Here is a 21,947-nt window from a genome sequence, read left to right on the forward strand (position 1 = left end):
TTGAATTGACCTGAAGCAACTATATGAACAAGAGAGGCGGTAAAATATTGAAGACGAGATGGAACAAAAAAGCTTCAGTATTCTTAGGGAGCATATTCATTCTTTCGCAAATTTTTTACGGACTGCCCACTTCCGTGAACGGGAGCGGGACCAAAGACAGCACTGCGGTGGAAGTTACGTCATCGGCGTCTGCTTCCGAGGACAACAGTCTTCCTTTAGCGGATCCCGAAAGGATTGGTTTCGTAGGGCCATTGACCGGCGTTAGCGAGCCGCAATTGGAAGCACGGGCGAGAAGCTCATTTGATTTCGACTGGAAGTTTCAATTAGGCGGTGGAGAAAATCTCCAGAGTTCCGATGTGAACGATTCGGGCTGGAGAACCCTCAACCTTCCCCATGATTGGAGTATTGAAGGGGAGTACTCGGACCAAAATGCTACGGGCGCTGCCGGAGGCTATTTACCGTCCGGTGTAGGCTGGTACAGGAAGACATTTGAAGGATCGCTAGCCTGGGAAGGGAAAAAGGTTTCGATTGAATTCGACGGTGTTTATATGAACAGCGACGTTTGGCTTAACGGTCAAAAACTCGGCAACAGGCCGTACGGATACAGCAGCTTTGCCTACGACCTAACACCTTACTTGAAACCTGGGAAAAATGTAATAGCCGTTAGAGTAGACAACTCGAAAGCCCCAAGCGGCCGTTGGTATACAGGCGCGGGGATTTACAGACATACTTGGCTGACTGTAACGAATACTGAGCATATCGCGCATTGGGGGACGTATGTAACAACTCCGGAAATTACTGATAGCAGCGCTTTAGTAAACATTAAGACTACCGTGCAAAACGATAGATCTTCTTCTGCGAATGCTACAGTGTTATCGAAAATCATCGATGCCGCAGGCAACGAAGTGGGACGTGCTGAGTCAACCCTACAGCCCCAGTCTGCAGGAGGAAGCACTGAAGTTGAACAGAGCGTTTCGATTTCCAATCCGCATTTATGGTCAACCGATGATCCGTACCTTTATAGTGTAAAATCTTACTTGGAAGAAAATGGGGAAATCTTGGATGACTATTCCACTAGCTTTGGCGTGCGTTATTTAAAATTTGATGCGAATACCGGCTTTTCACTCAATGGAATTCCTATGAAAATTCAAGGTATGGCTCTTCATCATGATGCCGGACCCGTTGGAGCGGCAGTGCCCGACAAGGTACTGGAAAGGCGCCTCAAGCTTCTTAAAGAAATGGGTGTCAATGCCATTCGCACTAGTCATAATCCGATGGCTCCGGAATTTTACAGCCTGTGCGATCGTCTAGGTTTGATGGTATTGGATGAGGCCTTTGACGGGTGGGAAACGCCGAAAGCTTCTTACGACTACGGTCTTTATTTTAATGCATGGTGGGACAAGGATTTGGGGGACATGATTCGAAGAGACAGGAATCATCCCAGTGTGATTCTATGGAGTATAGGTAATGAAGTGGCGGGATCCACAGTGGCGACTGCGACAAAACTTCGGGATCTGGTTCACCAACTGGATCCTACTCGGCCTGTAACCCAAGCGGTTATAGGGGATAATACGATACGGGCGGTATCGGATGTAGCCGGCTTTAATAATGGTTCCAGTTTCACAACGGGAGCAGTTGACAGCTACCACCAGGCACATCCCAGCCAGCCGCTCCTTGCTACTGAGTATCCACATACTTACCAGACGAGGGGCGAATACCATACGCGCGGTCAAATCAATTTAACGCCGAACGAACTGTTTCCCGACGTGCCGCAACAATACGATTCTTCGTATGACATTGTTACTAACGGAGAGCTTTCGAATAGGGATGCTTGGCAATTTGTCAAAGACCGTCCCTATCTAATGGGCTTCTTTAAATGGACCGGTTTTGACTATATCGGAGAATCAAATTACAAGTGGCCTGCCCGGTTTCGGGGGAAAGGGGAGTTCGATTTGGCGGGATTCCCTAAGGATATCTACTACTTTTACAAGAGCCAGTGGACGAATGAGCCGGTTATTCATATTCTTCCTGATTGGACCCATCCGGGAATGGAAGGGAAGACACTGCCTGTGTGGGTGTATACCAATAGCGATAGCGTCGAGCTTTTCTTAAACGGCAAATCGCTTGGCGAAAAGCAAATGACGGACGCTATGTATCTGTCCTGGGACGTACCTTACACCCCGGGAGAGCTTAGAGCGGTAGGGAAGAAAAAAGCGAGCGACGGCAGCACGCAAACTTTAACGGATACGGTCGTAACTGCATCTAATCCCGCGAGAATTAACCTGTATGCGGATAACACATCCTTAGCTCCGGATGGCCGGGATGTAAGCCATCTTGCATTTGAGGTTACCGATGATAATGGCAATTTTGTACCGAACGACAATGATATGATTAAGTTTTCATTCGTCGGTCCTGTAACAAACATGGGGATGGAGAACGGTGATCCTCTTGACCTTACTCCACATAAGGTGAATTATCGGAAAGCTTTTAATGGCCTTGGGCTTGGAATTATGCAGTCTACACAAGAAACCGGCGATATTGAGGTCATTGCCGGAGGGATTTTAAGCAACAGTCGAGATAAGGATCAGCCTACGGTGACTATCGATGTGCAGAGAATTGCTTTAAGGGGGAGCCTGAAGGAAAGAAACCTGAAAATTTATTACACCACCGATGGATCTGAGCCCAGCAATCGATCACAGCCCTATACCGGAGCGATAACAGTCAATAAAGGCGCCATAGTACAAGCGGCAGTATTTGACGCTGATGCGAAATTATTGACGCTGGGTGACGATAAGACGTCATTGGTGCAGGCGATAACCGATGCACATAACCTTGACCCGAATGACTTTGCGTCAAGTGCATGGGCAGTCATACAAGCGTCGCTGCGGCAGGCTGCTAGTGTCAATGAAAATTCGAACGCCACTCAGGAATTGATCGATCAAGCGACTGAGGCTTTACAGTCAGCCATGGATACGAATCTAAGGTGGATACGAATTGAGGATTCGGAAACAACATTAACGGAAGGATCCCCACTCCATAAATTTTTCTATTACTCAACGAATAATTCGTGGGTAAACGACGGTCAACACACCTACGACAATCCGAAAAGAACAGCAAATGATTATGTAACTATTACGTTTATTGGTACTGAAATTGAACTATTTTCCGATAGCAGCAGAAATGAAGGACTTGCCAAGGTTTCTATTGACGGCGGAGCTGAAGTGGATGTAGACGAATATTACGATATAGCCGGCTCTCCCGGACTTACGGGAAGACTCGTCTATACGAGCCCGGACCTGCCGTACGGACCACACACCTTAAAAATAAGATGTGCTAATCAGTCGACGGGAAATTCAAATAATCGCAGTATCAATGTCGACTATGTTAAAGTTAGAAAGTTTGACCCGAATGATCAAACTCCGCCAGGGGAAGTAAGTAACTTGACGGCTGCTCCTGGAGATGGTCAGGTTACTTTGAATTGGACTGATCCTGCTGACCAAGATGTTAAAGGGATCAACATTTCAGAAGGAACCGGCAGCGTCAATTCTGTCCGTATACAGCCTGGACAACAGACAGTTACTATTACAGGTTTAACCAACGGGAGATCGTATAGTTTTAAAGTTTCCTCCGTGGACGCTTCAGGCAATGAATCAGCGGGCATAACGGTTCAAGCGACTCCTTATATCGATTCAACAGCACCCGTTACCATTGCATCTCTGGAGCCGCTGGAACCGAATGGATCGAACGGTTGGTACACTACAGACGTTACGATCACGCTGACGGCCTCCGACGATCTATCTGGCGTTGCCAATACACAATATAGCATTGACAACGGGCAGAATTGGATCAGTTTCATAAACCCTATTTCCATTACACAAGATGGCTTAAATACGATCGAGTACCGCAGTAAGGACAGGGTTGGAAATATAGAGGCGGCAAAAACGCTTATTTTACCGATCGATAAAACGGTCCCTACAGTTTCGTTCTCGGTATATGAAGGGAAGGAATACTGGATAGATCAAACAATAACGATTTCTTGTGAAGCAACCGACACAGGTTCGGGCATAGCAACCTCTACCTGCAAAAACATTGCGGCTCCTGCCTACTCGTTTACTCTCGGCGCTAATTCTGTTTCTGCATCGGCGACGGATGCAGCAGGAAATCCGAGCAGCGCCACGCTTCGTTTTGCAGTCAAAGTATCATTAGAAAGCTTGAAAGGCTTAGTCAATCAGTTCTTGTCGGATAATCACACTGGTATTGCGAATTCTTTGACGGAAAAGCTGGACAATGCGATGATGGAGGAGGGGCCCTCGCGGGAAGGAAAGCTTCGTGCATTCGCAAACGAAGTATCCGCCCAAAGTGGTAAAGCCTTGAAGGCCGAATATGCAGAAGCTCTCATCCGTTTGGCTGATTCATTAATCTCATCATGAAAATATAAATTATCGTAATATTGGTATTTTTCCCCCTTCAGGGAAAATAGGTAAGCTCCACTCACTGGCCTATTAACCTGGAGGGGATTTTTCATTCGGGTTCGAACGTTTCGGTTTGTTGAGATCCGTGTCCCTGAGTAAAGATTTAAAGTCTTTCATCTTCAATTGCTGCAATTAGGTAATTGGGGTCATATACCGAACGCTCTGCGAAATGATTTGCTGAATTGGGCAGGTCCACACCGACTTCTGAGAAGAGCAACACTCCTGCTCAATCGCTCTCGCTTGGGTGCTCGCCCAAAAGCCGTGGATTGTTCCGATACCTGGAACACGCAAATTAGACCGCTTAGAGGAAAATCTTGCAGCAGTTAATGTTGAATTGACTTCTGCAAAGAGAGCCGGTAAATAAGAGGGTAATAGGCCATACGCTGCGAAACGGCGATGCTTTTCTAGGAGGGATGGACTCGGAACGACTTTGGACGAAGACTTCATTCTGGTTAAAAGACCGGGGCTGCAGCCGCAACCTCCCAATAAATAATAAACAATATGTATTAATTTGTTTAATAATCAACAATTCGCTTTCTTTTAACCATTGAAAACTGCTTGGTTCCATTTATAATTTTAAACAGATGTTGATTAAACATAACGCGTTAAATAAATTGCCCCCTTTCATGCTAACGAAGTGAGTGATGCTCTTTTTGCCTTCGGTATCGCTACCTTAGTTGGTTCCAAGCTCGGCGGAATCAAAGACAAATGAAGTCAACGAGGTTTTCAAAGCAAGAAAAATTGCATTGCCGCTTGAGAGCCAAACACAAACTGAAGAAAATACTCAGTTTGATAAGGGGCTTGCTGTACAGGTAGAGATCTTTGGTGATCATACAACAATGCGTGAAAATGCTCCGAAAAACCAAAAACACATACAGGATTATCTTTCTTATTTCTGTTTTGGGGACTTCTGTACGCGCGGAGGACTGGGTTTGCAAACACGGGAACTATTGACACTCTGTATCGTAAGTAGTTTGGGTGGTGCAGAAGGTCAAGTGAAGGCGCACGTACTAGCTAACAAAATGTGGGCAATGACAAAGAAACCTTGATTACGGCTATCACCCACTGCCTCCCGTATATAGGCTTTCCGAGAACGCTGAACGCATTAGCATGCGTGAATGAAATTATTCCTGAAATTGAAGAAAAGAAATAAATATCACAGTGCAAAGGAGACAAAAAACATGTTTAACGAAACATACAAACTTTCAAATGGTTTAGAAATTCCAAAATTAGGTCTTGGTACTTGGCTTATTAAAGATGAGCAGGCATCACAGGCAGTGCGTGATGCGGTATTTATCGGATATCGCCATATTGATACTGCGCAGGCTTATATGAATGAAGCTAGTGTAGGTGAAGGAATTCGTTCTTGCGGTGTCGCAAGAGAAGAACTTTTCATCACGACAAAGGTTGCTGCAGAAGTAAAGAATTACGATGCTGTTACCCAGTCCATTAATGAGTCTTTAGCAAAAATGGGACTGGATTACATTGACCTATTGATTATCCACAGTCCACAGCCTTGGAAGGAGTTCCGTGCGGAGAACCGTTACTTCGAGGAAAACAAAGTAGCATGGAAAGCCATGGAGGAAGCTTATAAGACAGGCAAAGTAAAGGCAATCGGCCTTTCTAACTTCCTTCAGGATGATGTAGAGAATATTCTAGCAAGCTGTGAGATCAAGCCTATGGTCAATCAGATACTGGCACATGTGAGCAACACTCCTTTGGAGCTTATTGAATTCTGCCAGAAGAATGACATCCTGGTAGAGGCATATTCACCAATTGCACACGGTGCAGTCCTTGATCATGCAGAAGTTAAGGTAGTAGCTGATAAGTATGGAGTCTCTGTTGCTCAGCTTTGCCTACGTTATGATATACAGCTTGGTCTTGTAGTCATTCCTAAGACGGCAAATCCAGATCACATGAGAATCAATGCAGAACTTGATTTTGTTATCAGCGATGCAGATATGGAAACTTTAAAGAATGTAGATCACATCCAAAATTATGGTGAGCATAGCTTCTTCCCGGTATTCGGCGGAACATTAAAGTAAACAACAGATGAGGAATATAACAAATTAAAATAATAGTTGAGTATACGAAAAGCCCTTTTATACAGGGCTTTTTTTCGCTTTACGATGTGCTCTTATATAAAAAAAGAGTGAGTTTGATTTGATTGTTGTTACTTAAACGAATCCACATAAATTTGGCTGATCCAGCGATCGAATCGCTAATGGGCAGAGCGAGGTGAAGATGAAAAGCCATCCGCATGGGGAGTATCCTCCCAACATGCTGGAACTCCTAACCAACCATCAATCCCTTGCCATCGAGCGCTGATAAAATGCTCGATCAGTATTTTCATTAATTAATATACAAGTTAAAGGGTACGCTAAGTAGCAAAAGGAGCGTGCGAACATGAATATCATGGAAGTACTTAATGATGCGATAAAGCCGTTTCTCGATGGTGAAAAGCCCCCTTTGAACGTCGGGGAAGTCATGAATCTATGGTTTTATTTGACTGCAACGGAGCAGACAATGCGCGGCGAACAAGTCTCTTTTAATATTGTTCAAGACGAGGAGCTTAGGGATAAGCTGCAAGTTGTTATCAACGATGTGCATCGGCCGATATTTTTGGAGTTAACTGAGTTTTTAAAAGCAGAAGGTGTCCCGCTGCCGGAAGCATCGCCGGATAAACCGATAGGGGATTTCCGGAGTGGCCCGGAGGGCTCCAAATTATCGGATGAGGAAGTAGCTAACCTTCTCAGCTTCAATATTGTGCTCGGCATTAATTATGCTTGCCGTGGAATGACGGAGTCTGTCAGGCCGGATGTGGCTGCCATGTTTGCCAGGTTTCAGATGAAGAAGTTAACGTTCTCCCTCCTGTTAAAGGATATGATGATGAAAAAAGGGTGGTTAAAAGCACCTCCGTATTATAGGCCCTAGGTCGTTGGAGGCTAGGCTTATCGTCCGCATATTTGTGTCGTTAAATGTCCGATGAAACAAAAGTGCCTACATAATCCTTCATGAGAAAGCTTGAGCAATCAATTTTTAGGATTCACGGAATGGTTAGGAGCATGATCAAAGTCGTTACAGCACCAGATTATTTTGGAAGTAGAAACCTTAGCGAAGGCGCGGGGAGCGTTCTTTTTTTTAAACTACCCATGAAAGAACGATTTAACTTTGAAGCTCTTTGATGCAAAACGGCTGGCATACAGCTAAATTTAACACCGAAGGGGAACCAAACCATCTATATCGTATTCAAGGGATCGTTATATCGGGAACCTGGATAAAATAATTTACTCGAATAGTGGTAAATGTGAAAAGCGGCCTCTGAGAGCTATCTCTCGGAGACCGCTTTTTTATTTGGGCACAAACCATGTATCCTCATAATCATCGAAGAGTCGGCTTGCTCCCTGACGGAATGCTTTAGCTTCAGGATTATCGGCTGTTTCTCGTGACAGTGCTTGGATCCAGTACCAATAACCGCGTGACACCAGCAATCGCTCCAAGTACTCCGTGAAGCTATAGCGCGTGTTGACGGAAGCTTCTCCGAAATAATGAAAATAGACCGTTGATTCAGCAGGCTTCTGAGGCCTCACCTTAAACGCTGCGCATGCCTCCGTTACAAAATGATCAAATGGTTTCACCGCTTGGTATTTTGTATCCGGGCGGGGTTCCGGAAACCAGGTCGCCCCTTGCCAACTGCCAAATACCTGGCGAATCGGCAAGATGCGAATAGTCCCCCTATCGTTGCTTATGGGATTGGGTTCGTTCATATGCCACTCAATGGTGAGTCCATTCATTGCTTCGTAGAACGATTGGCAGCCTTCTGGAAGAACACCATGGCATTGTTCCTTGGCAAACTCCATATCCTCCAGGGGAGCAGGCGGATTGAACACAGCCTGGGTTACCCTAATTCGGGGGTCAGCTTGCAATTTGTCAACCATTGTCATGAAGCCTTCTTTCCATTTGCGCTGATGCATGCTAGGACCTCAGTTCATATTTTTCTTCTTTTATTTTGCCAATACCTTAATACACGTGCTTGCAGCTTGGCGAGTAAGGCCTTCGACACATTATCTTCAAAAAATGATTCCGCTTCATCGTCGGAATTATTGCCACGGGATCTCGCCCAATTCTCAAATAAATTATTATCAATTCTCGCTAAGAACAGGTTGTCAATTTCATCTTCATCCATGGAATCAAGCGTGTTATACTTTTCCTCTTCAGAAAGAATCGCGAAATATCTCCTTTCCGCCTTAATTAATTCCGTTCCATAATCCTCCAAGTCAAAAAGGAGCTGCTCACCGACATAGGTAACTATTCTATATTGTAGGTCAGCAGAAAATTTCTTAAACACGTCTTGCAATAACGTGGTATCATCTAATAAATTATTTAACACGTAAAAATTAATGGCAATGTGATCGTCCGAATAACCTAACATGTTAATTAGAGCTATGACTTCGTTTTCATCTAACGTCGACAGCGCCGTTTCACGGTCTTCGTCAAGCATACCAAGAAAGATGGTATCATAATTGAGCAGCATATACTTCTGCAGATCAGGGATAACCAAATTATAGGCTTGAGCAATTTCTTGGTTAGATGCGGTTGATAACTTGTCATCCAGATCTTCTTCATCATCTAATTCCCTATATTCATCCTTCTGATCGTCGGTGAGCGCTCCAGCAGGCTGATCAATCGTTTCACTCCAAGTCACTTCTGCGGCTCCTCTGTTATTTCCGTTCATATACCCCCAATCCATTGAAATTTCATTGGGGACGACAGAGGTGAAATCATTCGCCTGAACGTTATCATTTTGATACGAAACTTCCGTTTCGAGCCAGATCTTACCTCTTTGATCGACCGCCTCCTTAGCACTCTGCTCAGGACCGGCGGACATTAAACTATTTATTTGCGCTGGACCAGGTGCCAGATTCAGTTCTTCATCTCCCGGACCATCTAACCTGCCATTCCATAAATGCATGCGCACGGCATTATAGCCCGTCGAATCCGGATGTGCAAGTGTGTGCCCGCCATCATGCAGCTCCCTCCAGCCGATAGGCTCTACCCGGGGGGCATTTGCTCCCGGCCCAAGGGATGTACCCCGGATGTTTTCCACGGAAACTTTTCCCGCCCGACCGTTCTTGTCTTCATAGTTAGGAGCATCATGGTCTATTCTGCGCTGCAGCATCTGCGAAACAGCTCTATTTCCAATTGTGCGTTGCAATTGCATAATGTGCGATAACTGAGGATTGTTCGCAGCACCTGATCTTGAAGCGGGTTGCTGCTTCTCATCACCGTTGACAGGTGATTTCTTTTCGCTGGATTCGGGTGTATGGTTCAGCATAGAAAACTTCCAACCTTCCGTTGCTACATCTTTTTGTCATGATACGGATGATTCATTAATAGAAGACAGTACGGCTCATCTACATGTCACTCCAACTCTATGATAACATAGGTTTATCTAGTCAGATGAGGTGTGCACATGGTTTGCCATGCCGATAGGCCTCGCCACCCGATCTTGTAGTACAATAAATCTATTAAAATTGCAGATAGACTCATCAGGAGGATTATGACGGTTCAAGGGTATGTGCATGCATGGGAGCATTATCAAGACGAGCTTGCGTTGCTGGATCGAAAGCTGGAGCTACTCTACAAACGGCGTCAGAAGCTGACGCCGGATCCGCAAACAGATTCGTTTCGCGGAATGTTTGTGTCCGAAGACGAGTTCATTCGGTTAATTGGGATGCTAGGCAGGCTGGAAGAACCAGACGAAGAAGAACTTGATCTGCTGGCGGCGATTCAAGGGGCTGCTGCTGCGATCGAGGAGCGGCTTGCGCAGAGCAAACAAGAGGGCGTATTCATTCCGTTAAGCTACCTGTCATCGGTGTTCGGATTAACTGCGGTGGAGAAGCGTTTTGTGCTATTGGGACTGGCTGTAGAGCTGGATCGCAAATATGAACGGATTTTTGGTTTTTTGCAGGATGATCTGACGAATAAAAGACCGAATGTCAGCTTGGCCTTGCAAATTGCCTGCAGCCATCCGGAGGAGATGCGTGCAGCGAGAACGACATTTATGGCGCCTTCGGGCAGAATGGCTCGGTACTTGCTCACGCAGGAAGAATCGGGGGAACAATCGCTGCTCTCCAAACCGCTGATCCTCGATAAAAGAATCGTTACTTTCTTGCTGGATTCCGGCGAAATGGATCCAAAGCTTAAACCGATGGCCGAGATGGCTTATCCGGATGAGGAGCTGCCTGAGCTGCTCGTTCAGCAGGATTTCCAAATCAAGCTGCAGCGCTTCATTCGCGACGCGCTTGGGGAGCCGGCTGCACGGCGCAAGCGGCTTGCCTTTCATCTATGGGGCAATACGGGCGCAGGTAAGAAGCTGCAGGTGAAGCACGTATGCCGCCACTTCGGCAAGCCTGTGCTGTTTGTTGATCTAGCGAATGTGCTGCTGTATGCGGCGGCTCAGTTTGAAGAGCAGCTCGGGGCGCTGATTCGCGAAGCGATTTTGCATCAAGCGGTGTTGGTCTTCACACGGCTGGAGGCGCTCTATCCGGAGGAGCCGGATTTGCTCGCGCAGCAGCGGCTGGGGCAGTTCCATGACCTGCTTGACGGCTACGGCGGCATGGTCTTCTTGCTGGCAGGGAGCTTCAATCGGCTGAGTTGGAAGCCGAAGGAGCGGATCCTGCTGGAGCATGAGCTGCAGGTGCCGGACGAGAGCGAGCGCACGCGTATTTGGCAGGCTTTCGCGAATGAGCTCGAGATGGCGGCGGACGTGGACTGGCGCATCATGAGCGGCAAGTTTCGCTTCACGGCCGGGCAGATCCGCCGTGCGCTGACGCTGGCGCGCGGGTACTCCGCCTGGCAGCGCGAGCCCCAGGCAGCGGCTGCACAGCCGGCGATGCTGCGCAGCGATGCGCTCTACAAGGCGTGCCACCAGCAGGTACAGCACAATCTGGAGCGCAAGGCTTCGCGCATCGAGCCTCGTTACCGGTGGGAGGATATCATTCTCCCGCCGGAGCAGAAGGATCAGCTGCGCAACGCGTGCAATCAGGTCAAATACCGGGGCGTCGTCTACAGCGACTGGGGGTTTGAGAAGAAGCTGGCCTACGGCAAGGGGCTGAGCATGCTGTTTGCCGGGCCGCCGGGTACGGGCAAAACGATGTCTGCCCAAGTTGTAGCCGGCGATCTACAGCTGGAGCTGTACAAGGTCGATCTGTCGCAGGTGATCAGCAAATATATTGGCGAGACGGAGAAAAACTTGCACGAAATTTTTGCGGAGGCGCAGATGAGTAATGCCGTGCTGTTTTTTGACGAAACGGACGCGTTGTTCGGGAAGCGTTCCGAGGTCAAGGATTCGCATGACAAGTATGCGAACATCGAAACCGCCTACCTGCTGCAAAAGATGGAGGAATATCAGGGCATTACCGTTCTGGCGACAAACTTGTTGAACAATATCGATGAAGCCTTTTTACGCCGGATTAATTATGTGATCAAATTTCCCTTTCCTGACAGCGATTATCGGGAGAAAATTTGGCAGTCCATGTTTCCTCCGGCAGCACCGCTCAGTGACGATGTGGACTTTAAATATTTGGCCCAGGGCTATGAAATTGCCGGGGGCAATATTAAAAACGTCGTGCTTTCCTCCGCTTTTCTGGCGGCGGAAGCGGGCGAGCCGATCCGCATGCAGCACATTGTAAAATCGATTCGCCACGAGCTTCAGAAGTCAGGCAAAATTTTGGCGCGCCAGGAGTGGGAAGACTATTAAATATGACATGTCCAGCGCATTTGAGCTGGGCATTTCTTTAGTTTAGCCAAAAAAGTCCAATAGGCTATAGTCATCTACGCATTTTGCAATTATAATAGGAAATGAAACAAAATGTGACAAATTTCTTCGGTTTCAGCATACATATTTAGGCATTAAGAGTCAGGAAGTGATTCCTATTAGCGATTATTCGGTAATTGCTGATGTAAGCGCATCATTAGTCAAGCTGCTTAGAGAAAATATGACCCCAGATCCTATTCCTCAACCAGAGATGATTGGACTTGCATCGCCCGTTGATAAGGGAGATTTCTACTTATCTCTATTTTTGTACAATGTCCGTGAAAGTGGTGACAACCGCCAAACCCACATGATTGCCAGAGGAACGACGCAGATTCAGTATCCGCCGATGGCTGTTGATCTCAGTTACTTGCTGACGGTGCAATCGCCGGCCGAGCTGCAGTCTCGAGCATTGGACGAGCACCGGATTCTTGGCCGAGCGATGCAAGTGCTCTACGACCATTCGATTCTGCGAGGCTCGATGACCGTAGGCACATTAGCGGAGCGTGACGAAGAGGTTCGCATCGTCATGGAGCCCCTCAAGGGCGAGAGCCTGCTGAGCATGTGGAACTTTGCAGATACCCCTTATAGACTTTCCATCAGCTACTCGGTCGGACCTGTGAACATTGATTCGACCCGCATCAAAACGACCAAGAGAGTGTCGGAAACCGATTTTCGTATTCAAAGCTAGGAGGCTTGCGCGTTGTGGATAACATTCGTGTATCGCATTTTAAAACGCGCGTATCGCTGGTTGTAGGCGTGATAGACCCTATGACGGCGGGAGCGCCGCTTGGCAATTCGACGACGGTTCATTTGGAAGGCGCCCGTTCCAAAGCAATACGCAAAGCGAACGGTTCCTATATATTTAATGATCTCGTGCCTGGCGAATATCACTTATTTGTAAGGAACGAGAACTATTTTGATGAACAGAGGCACATCACTGTCGGAACCGGCAACATGATGGTTTTTATTCAACTGAATCCGCTGCCCTCCTATCCTTTTTCTCCGGGAGCAGGATTGATTCGTTTGATGCTGCGCGATGAGGCTGGCGCTCCGTGCCAAGAGGCTAAGCTTGCGGCCGTCATTACGAACGAAGCGTGCACTAGAGCGCGCGTCATGATGGAGCAAGCCGATAAAGGAACTGATGAAGTGCTGTTGGGTTCATTCACAGGAATTGTCACTGTTGGTGACAGTTATTTGCTGCGGGGAAGAGGCGCCAAAGCTGCTGACGAGCGGATTCGAATTGCAGAGGTGCAGGAATATCAGAAGCGGTTCCGATTGGAACAAAGGCTGGCCAAGTCCTTCGCTCGCGGTTCGCTGCTGCTGCCTGTACAGGAAAGTCGCGTGACAGAGCGTGGAGAGGCTGCCCTTGCTTTTCGGGGAGCTCGCGTACCAGCCTTTCAAGTGGATCTGACGATCACTTACGGGCAAGGTCTGAGGCATGAGATGAAGGGCATTGCCGTTACCGAAGGTACGGTTACGAACCTAGGCGTGATCCGGCTTGCCTGAACCAAATTAGTAGAATGGACACGTCCATCTTCTATACAATAATGATAAGCAGAAAGGAGAGAACTGGTTTCATGTCTTTGGCTGATGTTGAGCCATCTGACGGAACTGGGGAACAATGGCTGACTATTTATCACCTGGAGTCTATGTGGAAGAGTTTGATAGCGGAGCCCAACCGCTTGAAGGAGCAAGCACAAGTACGGCCGGGTTTATAGGTCTTGCGCAAAGAGGGGAAATTGAAGGCGTCCCGCAGCTCGTTACAAGCGTGGCGGATTTCCATCGTTTATTCGGCAGCTATTTGTCCGAGAACGAGTTTGGCGAGTACCGGTTTCTTTCGTATGCAGTTGAGCATTTCTTCTTAAACGGAGGAGCCCGCTGCTACGTTATGCGTGTAGCGCCGACTGACGCGAAAGTGGCGACGAACAAATCCGACAGCAACAAAGAATCTGCGATTCTAAGCATTGCTTCCAAAAATCCGGGAACTTGGGGGAACCAGGTTCGCATCGTGGTTGTTCCGGCGAGCAAAGCCAAAACGCAAATCTATGAAGTGCTCAGCGAGACACAATTCCGCGTGAAAAATAACGCCGGCTTCAACGTAGGCGACATCGTCGCTTTCGAAGCAGCAGGCCAAAAGCAGTACAGCAAGGTCGTCGCTTCGCAGGATAACATCATCGAGCTGGCTGAAGAGCTGGAAGGCGATGTTGTCGATGCAGGTTTGCTGCCTTCCAAAGTGCTGACAACTTGCGAATTTACGCTGCACGTATTCTATGGCGATGAAGCGGAAACGTATGAAAGAGTTTCTTTGAACATCTCCGCAGCCAATCATGTAGAGAAAATCGTTTCCCGTTCCAACATCATTACGGTGAAAGATTTGACTGTCGGCGCTGACCTTGGATCTATCGCTCCATTTGAAGTGCTATCCGGCGAGAACGAATCTGCAGGTAAATTCCAGATCGCGCTGTCTGGAGGAAGCAACGGTTCCATCGGCAACGTAACACCTGATATTTTTATGGGTGTGGATCGCGGTCCAGGCAAACGTACAGGTATCCAGTCCTTCATCGACAACGATGTGGTTAGCATTATGGCGATTCCGGGCGTAACGGAGCCGACAGTTCAGCTTTCACTAGTCGCTCATTGCGAAAACTTGGGCAGCCGCTTTGCGGTGCTGGATATCCCGCGTGAGAAAACAAAGGTGGCGGACGTGATGACGCACCGCAACATCTTTGACAGCAGCTATGCAGCGATGTACAATCCTTGGCTGCAAGTGTTCGATCCATTAGACAAACGTAACATTTACATACCGCCATCAGGCTCAGTCATTGGTATATACGCCCGTTCTGATCAATCCCGTGGCGTGCAGAAGGCTCCGGCCAATGAAGTCGTTCGCGGTGCTGTCGGACTGGATTGCCAGTACAACAAAGGTGAGCAAGACATCTTGAACCCGCAAGGTGTGAACTTGATTCGTGCATTCGCCGGTCAAGGCATCCGCGTATGGGGCGCTCGCACCACGTCGTCCAACGGATTGTGGAAATATGTGAACGTTAGACGTTTGTTCATCTTCCTCGAAGAATCCATCAAAAATGGAACGAACTGGGTTGTCTTCGAACCGAATGACGAACAGCTGTGGGCTCGTGTGCAGCGGACGATTGATGCGTTCTTGACGCGTGTCTGGAGAGATGGCGCTTTAATGGGCGGCAGTCCTTCCGAAGCGTTCTACATTAACATCGGACGCTCCACCATGACGCAGGACGATATTGACAATGGCCGTCTGATCTGTGTGATCGGGGTTTCGCCGGTGAAACCTGCCGAGTTCGTGATCTTCCGCATTACACAGAAAACAAGAGAAGAATAGTTGAAGCATTCATAGATTGACCTATGAGGAAAGGGGTATAACATGGCTGGCGAACGTAGGGATCCTTACCGCAATTTTAGATTTAGAGTTGAAGTAGAAGGAATTCAGCAAGCTGGATTCAGCGATGTATCCGGATTTGACGCGTCTTTATCGGTAATCGAGTACCGTGAAGGAAATGAAACGATCACGCCTCGTAAGCTTCCTGGTCTTGCGAAATACGGCAATATCTCATTGAAGTGGGGGGTTACAGACTCCATGGATATGTACAACTGGATGAACGAATCCATCCAAGGCAAAGTTTCCCGTAAAACGGTCACGATCATCGCGATCAACGAAGAAGGCTCCGACGTTGCGACTTGGCAAGTGATCGAAGCATGGCCGATGAAATACTCGGCGCCAAGCTTCAAAGGTACAGGTAACGAGATCGCCATCGAGAGTTTGGATCTTGCTCATGAGGGCATGACACGCACGAAGTAATAGAGGTAGAGAGCTGATGCCGGAGCAATGGTCACATTGCGCCCGGCTCAGCCATATTATCGCAAGGAGGTAAACAGCATGGCTTTCAAAACAGAATATGAATTCGAGCTTCCTAGAGGGTATGTGGACGAGAACGGTAACCTTCACAAAAGAGGCGTTATGCGTCTGGCCACGGCAGCGGACGAAATATTACCTATGCGCGACCAGCGTGTTCAGCAAAACCCTGGTTATTTAACGATTATTTTGTTGACTCGCGTCATTACAACCCTAGGAGATTTACGTGCGATTGATACACGTGTCGTCGAGAAGTTTTTCACAGCTGATCTTGCATTTTTGCAAAATTTTTATCGTCAAATCAACGAAATGGAAGTGCCACGGGTGCATACGAGCTGCCCGAAATGTGAGCACGAATTCGCTGTGGACGTGTCTTTTTTGGACGAGATGGCGTAACGGGCTATCCCATTGACAAGATCTATGAAGAGGTAGGCTTTATCGCTTACTATTTTCATTGGCCGCATGATGAAATTATGTCGATGGAACACCGTGAACGCCGTAAATGGTGCGAGGAAATATCCCGCATCAACCGTAATTTGAATGAAGAAGGCAAGAAACAGCCTGACAATCCGTTTGATGTGTTTCGGTAAGAGGTGACCAACCGGTGAAAGTATCCAAATCGCATCAGGTAGGCGGGGCTTTTCGCTTTTTGGTCGAACTTGATGGCTTAATTGTCGGCGGCTTTTCCGAGGTGTCCGGCATGAAGTCGGAGATCGAAGTGAAGCCATTCTGGGAAGGCGGCTTAAATACGCACCCGCACTACATGATTCAACATACGAAATATCCGAATATTATGCTGAAAAGAGGCATTACGAATTCCAGCGAGCTGTGGGATTGGTATAGCAGTGCTGTACAGGGCAAAATTAAACGGAAAAACGGCTCCATTCTTTTGCATAATGCCGAAGGCAAAGAGATGTGCCGTTGGGAGTTTACGAACGCGTTTCCGGTAAAATGGAACGGCCCGGATCTCAACGCTGCGAGCAGTAATGTCGCCATCGAGTCCGTTGAGCTTGTGCACGAGGGCTTGAAGACGATTTTCAAAAAGTAATCAACATGCCAAAATTCTGAAGGGGATTGTCTATGAATTCTCGACAAACGAATAACCCCCGAAGGAAAATCATGCAAGGTACGCTCCGTTTGCCAGCAGCCAAACCAAGCGCTGCAGCGGGGAAGTCGGCGCGCCAAGCGAAGTGGTTTGCCACAGGTATTTTGGGCAAGTATGGCTTTACGCGAAATAATTACTTAGGCATGCTTGCGCTTATTTTTAAGCAAAAAGGTTTGCTAAGCGAGAAAGATATGGCTTCTTTTCTGGGTGCAGATGAGCGGTCTTGGGTGCTGCAGCTTCAATTACAGATGGAAAGTTTAAATCATGCGGAAGCAGCGCCGTTGATCACGAAGAACTATACGATTCAGCAGCTGCAGCAGATTATAACGAACAGCGGGTACAGCCTGCCGAAGCAAGAGCATGTGCAAGCAAGTCAAACGCAAGAACGCGTGCAAGTAGATCAAAGGCAAGAGTATATGCAGACCGGTCAAGGACAAGAGCATGTGCAGGCGAGTCAAAGGCAAGAGCATGTGCAGGCAGGTCAAAGGCAAGAGCATGTGCAGGCAGGTCAAGGGCAAGAGCATGTGCAGGCGGGTCAAGGGCAAGAGCATGTGCAGGCGAGTCAAGGGCAAGGGCATGTGCAGGCGGGTCAAGGGCAAGAGCATGTGCAGGCGGGTCAAGGGCAAGAGCAAGTTCAAGTAGATCAAGGGCAAAAGCAAGTGCAAGTAGGGCAAGTGCAGCGTGCTGCCGATCTGACGCAGTTAGCGCCTGAGAATAAACTCTCCAATCAAAACAGGAAATCTTTAAGCACTCATTCTAGGAACTATAACGTCGCCAATAAAGGAAATTCACCGATCGTTCAGCGCTCAATCAGGCAGCTTGCTGCCTCGATGCGCATGCTGGCTCATACATATAGCAGCAAAGAAAGCCAGCCTAACGTCACGGTAAATGGACTCTTATATAACCAAGTTCGTACAGAAATTCAAAGGAAAACGTTGCATTTACTGCATAAAGCCGCTGGATCTTTCCCTCAAGGGGAGAGACAGGCCATTCAACCGCAGCAGCGCGTTTCACGAGCGGTATCCGAACAGCAGCAAAGTTTATTGCAAACCGCTAAGGTTTATTTGGATGAAATATCTCAAGGCATAGTAAAGTCAAAGTCATCTCATTTTTTACATACAAAAAATTCCAAGTCCCCTTTTCGCGATGAGTCTGCTGCTGATTTGCCGATTCCAGATCAAAAACTGGAAGCACTTAGGCAGTACACCATGCTCGCTGAAAACACGATTGTGGAAAGCGGTGCCTTACAAACTGCTCGATTTATGCAAAACTTGTTATTGAAGCACGCAGAACAGCAGCAAGAGGCTCCGTCAGAAGTATCACCAGTGTGCGAGCCGAAACAAGGACGATTGTCCAGCAAGCTACAGCCGACGGCCATCCAGGTCTCAAGTTTAACCTCGCGCATACCGGCTTCCATGAAAGCTGGAAGAGGAGCGCAAACTTCGGATAGCAGTGAGCCGTGGTATTCGAAGAAGAGCTCGACGCCAGTATGGCGGAAACAGGTGGAGTCATCCGAACCTGCTGAGCCGCAGCTTTTATATGCCAATCTGCAAGAGCAAGAAGCTGTTATTTCTGTTATTCGGAAAATAGAGCAAGAACAAGAGGACGCTATTGCAAAGATTCGCTTGCAAGAGATGAACCAGGTTCAGCAGACAGTTGAAAGACAGCTGGAGCAGCAGACGAAATCGCTACAACCGCAGGAGCAATTGCGGGAACAGTGGCAGGGGCAGTTGCAGGAACAACTGCAGGAGCAGTTGCAGGAACAACTGCAAGAGCAACTGCAAGAGCAATCTCAGAAGCGAGATGCTTTAATTGCTGAGCAAGTTGAGGCGAGTGTCGTTGCCATGCAGGCGCAGGTACAAGATCAGCAGCGAGTTGAACAGCTTGAAGACCAGCTCACGTACCAGCAAGTAACGAATATGCAGTTACAAGAGCAATTGACGGAGAACAGACAACAACCTGATCTGCATGTGTCCGATCAAGCAGCATCTAGGTCTCCGTTTCAAGTGCTGCCAGGGCCGGATCAACAGTCCGTGGAACAATCGCAATTGTCGATACAGAATCAAGTGCCGCAAAATAGCCAGTTGGCGAACATGCAAAACGATCAGCAACATACGGCTCCATCCAGCAGCTTGCAACGAAGTGATGTGGATGATCCAGATAGACCGGCAGTGCGAAGTCGACGTTGGGTAAATGAAGCATCGTCACTCACTAGTGATCAAATGGATCAGGTAAATGTTGGGGGTTTAACTGCACCGAATCGTTCTGTGGGTTCATTCAAGCACACAGTCCGCAAGCCCATGGATGGACGTACCGCTCCAACGCAAGTACATCGAAAGGCAACCAGCGTGCAAGATAACCTAGCCACAGCTGACAAAATACAAAGTAATGCCACATGGCTTCAGCAGCTCGTGCAAGCTCAAAGGCAGAGCTCTGGGCATGTGGAACAAAGTGGCAGTCCGACGTTGCTGCAACTGCTTGCTTCTCACGCGCTGCCCACGATGCCGAGCTTTCCTGCACAGCCAGGGGCAGTTAGTTTAAGCAGACGTAACCCAAGCAGCGGGAATCAAGCTCGCGCCAATATGCCGGCATTGCCACGCATAACGACACGGAGTGAACCGATGGGAATGACGAGTCAGCAGTTGCAGCACAAACAGCAGTCACTAACGGTGGCACAAAGAAGCAGTTTGAGTGAGCAGAGCGGGCGGAGTGAGCCAGTTTCGCAGAGAACATCTGCTGCTGGGATTGACGGAGCACCGTTTAGTCAGGCGAATATTGAGCGTGTTACGCAAAGGGATTTTAATATAGAAGGAAATCCGATCCCTGCTGTTCAGCTAAAGCAAAGCCAGTCCGATCCGATCGTGGAGGAGGCCGCCCAACCTGTTGCGGAAGGCAAACAAGCATCTGCAATCCGCGTACCTGCGGGTGATTGGGCAGCGGGTATTGCCGCCAGAGCAGCTGGGGCTAGCATCCGAACCATCGGGACTGTGCAAACGGAGCCATTTATAAAGTCGAAATTGCTCAGAGTCGATGATCAGCGAATCTTCCGTAAGTCATTGAATGATGGAGAAATCAGTGGAGCTGTTACTCACGCGCAACAAGCAGCAGTGCGCGCCGAACAGATGCGTTCTATGTGGACTCAAGAAGCCGAGACAGGTTTAACGCTTGCGGCCAAGCTATCAGCGCAGGCTGCACAGGACAGTGCGACATCAGTTGCTTTTAAGAATGCGGCAAGTCAGTCTGCTCATGTGGACTCAGATCATGCAGGTCAGGCGGTTGGCATCAGGTTGATGCAAGCAGTCAACCCGAGCGAAAGCTTGGCGAACGGCATGGGGAGCGCTCAAGCCAGAGATGCGCAACAGCAACATCAGCAAAGAAATGTCGGATACCCGCCTGTGGAAATCATTCGCAGATCGGGCGAAATCTCGCAAGTCGAGCGCGTGAGAGCACAGCAGGAGCAAATCCGCCGAAGGTTGGAAGGAGAAGCATGGGCTTCCGTCGCTTCTCTGACAACCAAGGCGGCCAATGCCCAAGCACAGCCTGCCAGCCAGTCAGAAGGCAGGCTGGCTAGCAGAACTCAGCCACTTGTAAATAGAAGGCTGATGGCGCAAGGGGATCAGCAGGAAACGGTCAGACCGTTGCGTCAGACAGGTCGTGTTCAAAACGAACGGACTTCGGAGACAGGTGGAGGGCAAGCGATAACCCCGGAACCGGCGCTTATACCGATAATGTCAATATCACCAATAACATCTATAGCATCGACTGCGACGATCGCATCACCATCCCGGATCCTGAGGTCAAATCGCAGAGAGCGGGATCGGGCAGTTGAGTCGATCCCGCTGACAGAGCGAACTCGAAGCGGAAGCGAGACGCTCAGCCAGCACATACACATATCGAACGCTGCCGAGCCGTTCATAAGTCGCGCTGCTGCGCGAGACATCCGCCACGGCGTCCCGAGCAGCGCAGCCGGACCAACGGCGCCAAGCAGCGAGGCGCCGGGCTGGCGTGCGGCGCAAGCCGAGCATGTGCAGCGACGAGGCATCGTCGCCGGCAGCGAGCGCGCGCCGCTCGGGGACAGCGATGGTTCGGGCACCGTGCCCGTGGAAGCCCACGGCTTCCACGAAGCTGCAGCGGAGCGAACCATCCTGAGACACACGCCGCCGGCAACAACCGGCGTGCAGATCGTTCGCCAGCCCGCCAGCGTCGGCATGACAACTCCAACGCTGGCGAGCAGCGCAGGAGCAGCGCTTAGCGCTCCTGCCCTCACGGCGGCTGCGCAAAGCGCCCAACTGCTCGCGCACCCCGGCGTTAGGCCGGTCTCAGCCGGCGCACAGCTCGCCATGCTGGAGCACAAGCAAACCCAAGCTCCAGCACAAGCACGAACATCAGCTTCGGCCGAAGGCATAGCGCTGCCATCAATCGTTCATCCCCTGGCGAATACGCCGCTGGAGATGAACTGGCTGCGCACTAGGGCGGACGCCGAGCAGCTGGAGCCGCAAGCACCGCCTGCCGAGCAGGCGGTGCCAGAGCTGACTAACGAGCAAGTACAGCAGCTGATCAGGCAGCTTCCACAGCTGGATATTGCCAAAATCGCCGACAAAGTGTTCCGCGAAATTGAGCGAAAGATGAAATTTGAGCGGCAGCGCAGAGGCCTCTAACATCTAT

Annotated in this window: 16 protein-coding genes; 14 read left to right on the forward strand and 2 right to left on the reverse strand. The window is 48.9% G+C overall.

The features are described 5' to 3' along the window. The first annotated feature begins 47 nt into the window (after positions 1–47). From O9139_RS28005 to O9139_RS28025, 5 genes are all read left to right on the forward strand, one after another. On the forward strand, positions 48–4,430 hold the full coding sequence (locus O9139_RS28005; RefSeq protein ID WP_270885041.1) for a glycoside hydrolase family 2 TIM barrel-domain containing protein: 4,383 nt from the start codon (positions 48–50) through the stop codon (positions 4,428–4,430). A gap of 286 nt (positions 4,431–4,716) precedes the next feature. After that, a complete protein-coding gene (locus O9139_RS28010) occupies positions 4,717–4,836 on the forward strand; it encodes a hypothetical protein (RefSeq protein WP_456299771.1) in 120 nt (39 codons plus the stop codon). 313 nt (positions 4,837–5,149) lie between these two features. Continuing rightward, on the forward strand, positions 5,150–5,521 hold the full coding sequence (locus O9139_RS28015; protein WP_270885042.1) for a carboxymuconolactone decarboxylase family protein: 372 nt from the start codon (positions 5,150–5,152) through the stop codon (positions 5,519–5,521). 132 nt (positions 5,522–5,653) lie between these two features. Further along, positions 5,654–6,517, forward strand: coding sequence for an aldo/keto reductase (locus O9139_RS28020; RefSeq protein WP_270885043.1), 864 nt, complete (start codon positions 5,654–5,656; stop codon positions 6,515–6,517). Positions 6,518–6,878: 361 nt separating this feature from the next. After that, entirely contained in the window at positions 6,879–7,406 is a 528-nt protein-coding gene (locus O9139_RS28025) for a DUF3231 family protein (RefSeq protein ID WP_270885044.1), read from the forward strand. A 416-nt stretch (positions 7,407–7,822) separates the two neighbouring features. Here the strand turns inward: O9139_RS28025 and O9139_RS28030 are convergent, their stop codons facing one another. Further along, positions 7,823–8,446 carry a hypothetical protein gene (locus O9139_RS28030; RefSeq protein WP_270885045.1) on the reverse strand — a complete coding sequence of 208 codons (624 nt, stop codon included), beginning with the start codon at positions 8,444–8,446 and terminating at the stop codon, positions 7,823–7,825. 14 nt (positions 8,447–8,460) lie between these two features. Beyond that, a complete protein-coding gene (locus tag O9139_RS28035; RefSeq protein ID WP_270885046.1) occupies positions 8,461–9,807 on the reverse strand; it encodes a hypothetical protein in 1,347 nt (448 codons plus the stop codon). A gap of 225 nt (positions 9,808–10,032) precedes the next feature. Between O9139_RS28035 and O9139_RS28040 the strand changes: the two genes are divergently transcribed. The 9 genes from O9139_RS28040 to O9139_RS28075 all read left to right on the forward strand — a co-directional run bounded on the left by O9139_RS28040 (position 10,033) and on the right by O9139_RS28075 (position 21,940). Next, complete coding sequence (locus tag O9139_RS28040) at positions 10,033–12,234, forward strand: AAA family ATPase (protein ID WP_270885047.1); 2,202 nt, start codon at positions 10,033–10,035, stop codon at positions 12,232–12,234. A gap of 166 nt (positions 12,235–12,400) precedes the next feature. Continuing rightward, positions 12,401–12,979 (forward strand): DUF4255 domain-containing protein, encoded by a 579-nt coding sequence (locus tag O9139_RS28045; protein WP_270885048.1) that lies wholly within the window; start codon positions 12,401–12,403, stop codon positions 12,977–12,979. 14 nt (positions 12,980–12,993) lie between these two features. After that, positions 12,994–13,797 carry a hypothetical protein gene (locus tag O9139_RS28050; protein WP_270885049.1) on the forward strand — a complete coding sequence of 268 codons (804 nt, stop codon included), beginning with the start codon at positions 12,994–12,996 and terminating at the stop codon, positions 13,795–13,797. Positions 13,798–13,912: 115 nt separating this feature from the next. Continuing rightward, a complete protein-coding gene (locus O9139_RS28055; RefSeq protein WP_270885050.1) occupies positions 13,913–15,646 on the forward strand; it encodes a phage tail sheath family protein in 1,734 nt (577 codons plus the stop codon). 42 nt (positions 15,647–15,688) lie between these two features. Continuing rightward, positions 15,689–16,123 (forward strand): phage tail protein, encoded by a 435-nt coding sequence (locus O9139_RS28060; protein WP_270885051.1) that lies wholly within the window; start codon positions 15,689–15,691, stop codon positions 16,121–16,123. Positions 16,124–16,201: 78 nt separating this feature from the next. Continuing rightward, positions 16,202–16,573: a phage tail assembly protein gene (locus tag O9139_RS28065; RefSeq protein WP_270885052.1), complete on the forward strand. Its 372-nt coding sequence runs from the start codon at positions 16,202–16,204 to the stop codon at positions 16,571–16,573. Between the two features lie 20 nt (positions 16,574–16,593). After that, positions 16,594–16,767, forward strand: coding sequence for a DUF6760 family protein (locus O9139_RS33225; protein ID WP_333742975.1), 174 nt, complete (start codon positions 16,594–16,596; stop codon positions 16,765–16,767). A 14-nt stretch (positions 16,768–16,781) separates the two neighbouring features. After that, entirely contained in the window at positions 16,782–17,225 is a 444-nt protein-coding gene (locus O9139_RS28070) for a phage tail protein (RefSeq protein ID WP_270885053.1), read from the forward strand. Positions 17,226–17,257: 32 nt separating this feature from the next. Continuing rightward, on the forward strand, positions 17,258–21,940 hold the full coding sequence (locus O9139_RS28075) for a hypothetical protein (RefSeq protein WP_270885054.1): 4,683 nt from the start codon (positions 17,258–17,260) through the stop codon (positions 21,938–21,940). Positions 21,941–21,947: the final 7 nt, after the last annotated feature.

Source organism: Paenibacillus aestuarii (genome assembly GCF_027789125.1).
Classification (GTDB): Bacteria; Bacillota; Bacilli; order Paenibacillales; family NBRC-103111; genus Paenibacillus_E; species Paenibacillus_E aestuarii.

What these genes read in the sequence shown, in the direction of transcription:
- O9139_RS28020 (WP_270885043.1), top strand. Translation starts at nt 5,654, where the DNA reads ATGTTTAACGAAACATACAAACTTTCAAATGGTTTAGAAATTCCAAAA.
- O9139_RS28025 (WP_270885044.1), top strand. Translation starts at nt 6,879, where the DNA reads ATGAATATCATGGAAGTACTTAATGATGCGATAAAGCCGTTTCTCGAT.
- O9139_RS28030 (WP_270885045.1), bottom strand. Translation starts at nt 8,446, where the DNA reads ATGCATCAGCGCAAATGGAAAGAAGGCTTCATGACAATGGTTGACAAA.
- O9139_RS28035 (WP_270885046.1), bottom strand. Translation starts at nt 9,807, where the DNA reads ATGCTGAACCATACACCCGAATCCAGCGAAAAGAAATCACCTGTCAAC.
- O9139_RS28040 (WP_270885047.1), top strand. Translation starts at nt 10,033, where the DNA reads ATGACGGTTCAAGGGTATGTGCATGCATGGGAGCATTATCAAGACGAG.
- O9139_RS28055 (WP_270885050.1), top strand. Translation starts at nt 13,913, where the DNA reads ATGGCTGACTATTTATCACCTGGAGTCTATGTGGAAGAGTTTGATAGC.
- O9139_RS28060 (WP_270885051.1), top strand. Translation starts at nt 15,689, where the DNA reads ATGGCTGGCGAACGTAGGGATCCTTACCGCAATTTTAGATTTAGAGTT.
- O9139_RS28065 (WP_270885052.1), top strand. Translation starts at nt 16,202, where the DNA reads ATGGCTTTCAAAACAGAATATGAATTCGAGCTTCCTAGAGGGTATGTG.
- O9139_RS28075 (WP_270885054.1), top strand. Translation starts at nt 17,258, where the DNA reads ATGAATTCTCGACAAACGAATAACCCCCGAAGGAAAATCATGCAAGGT.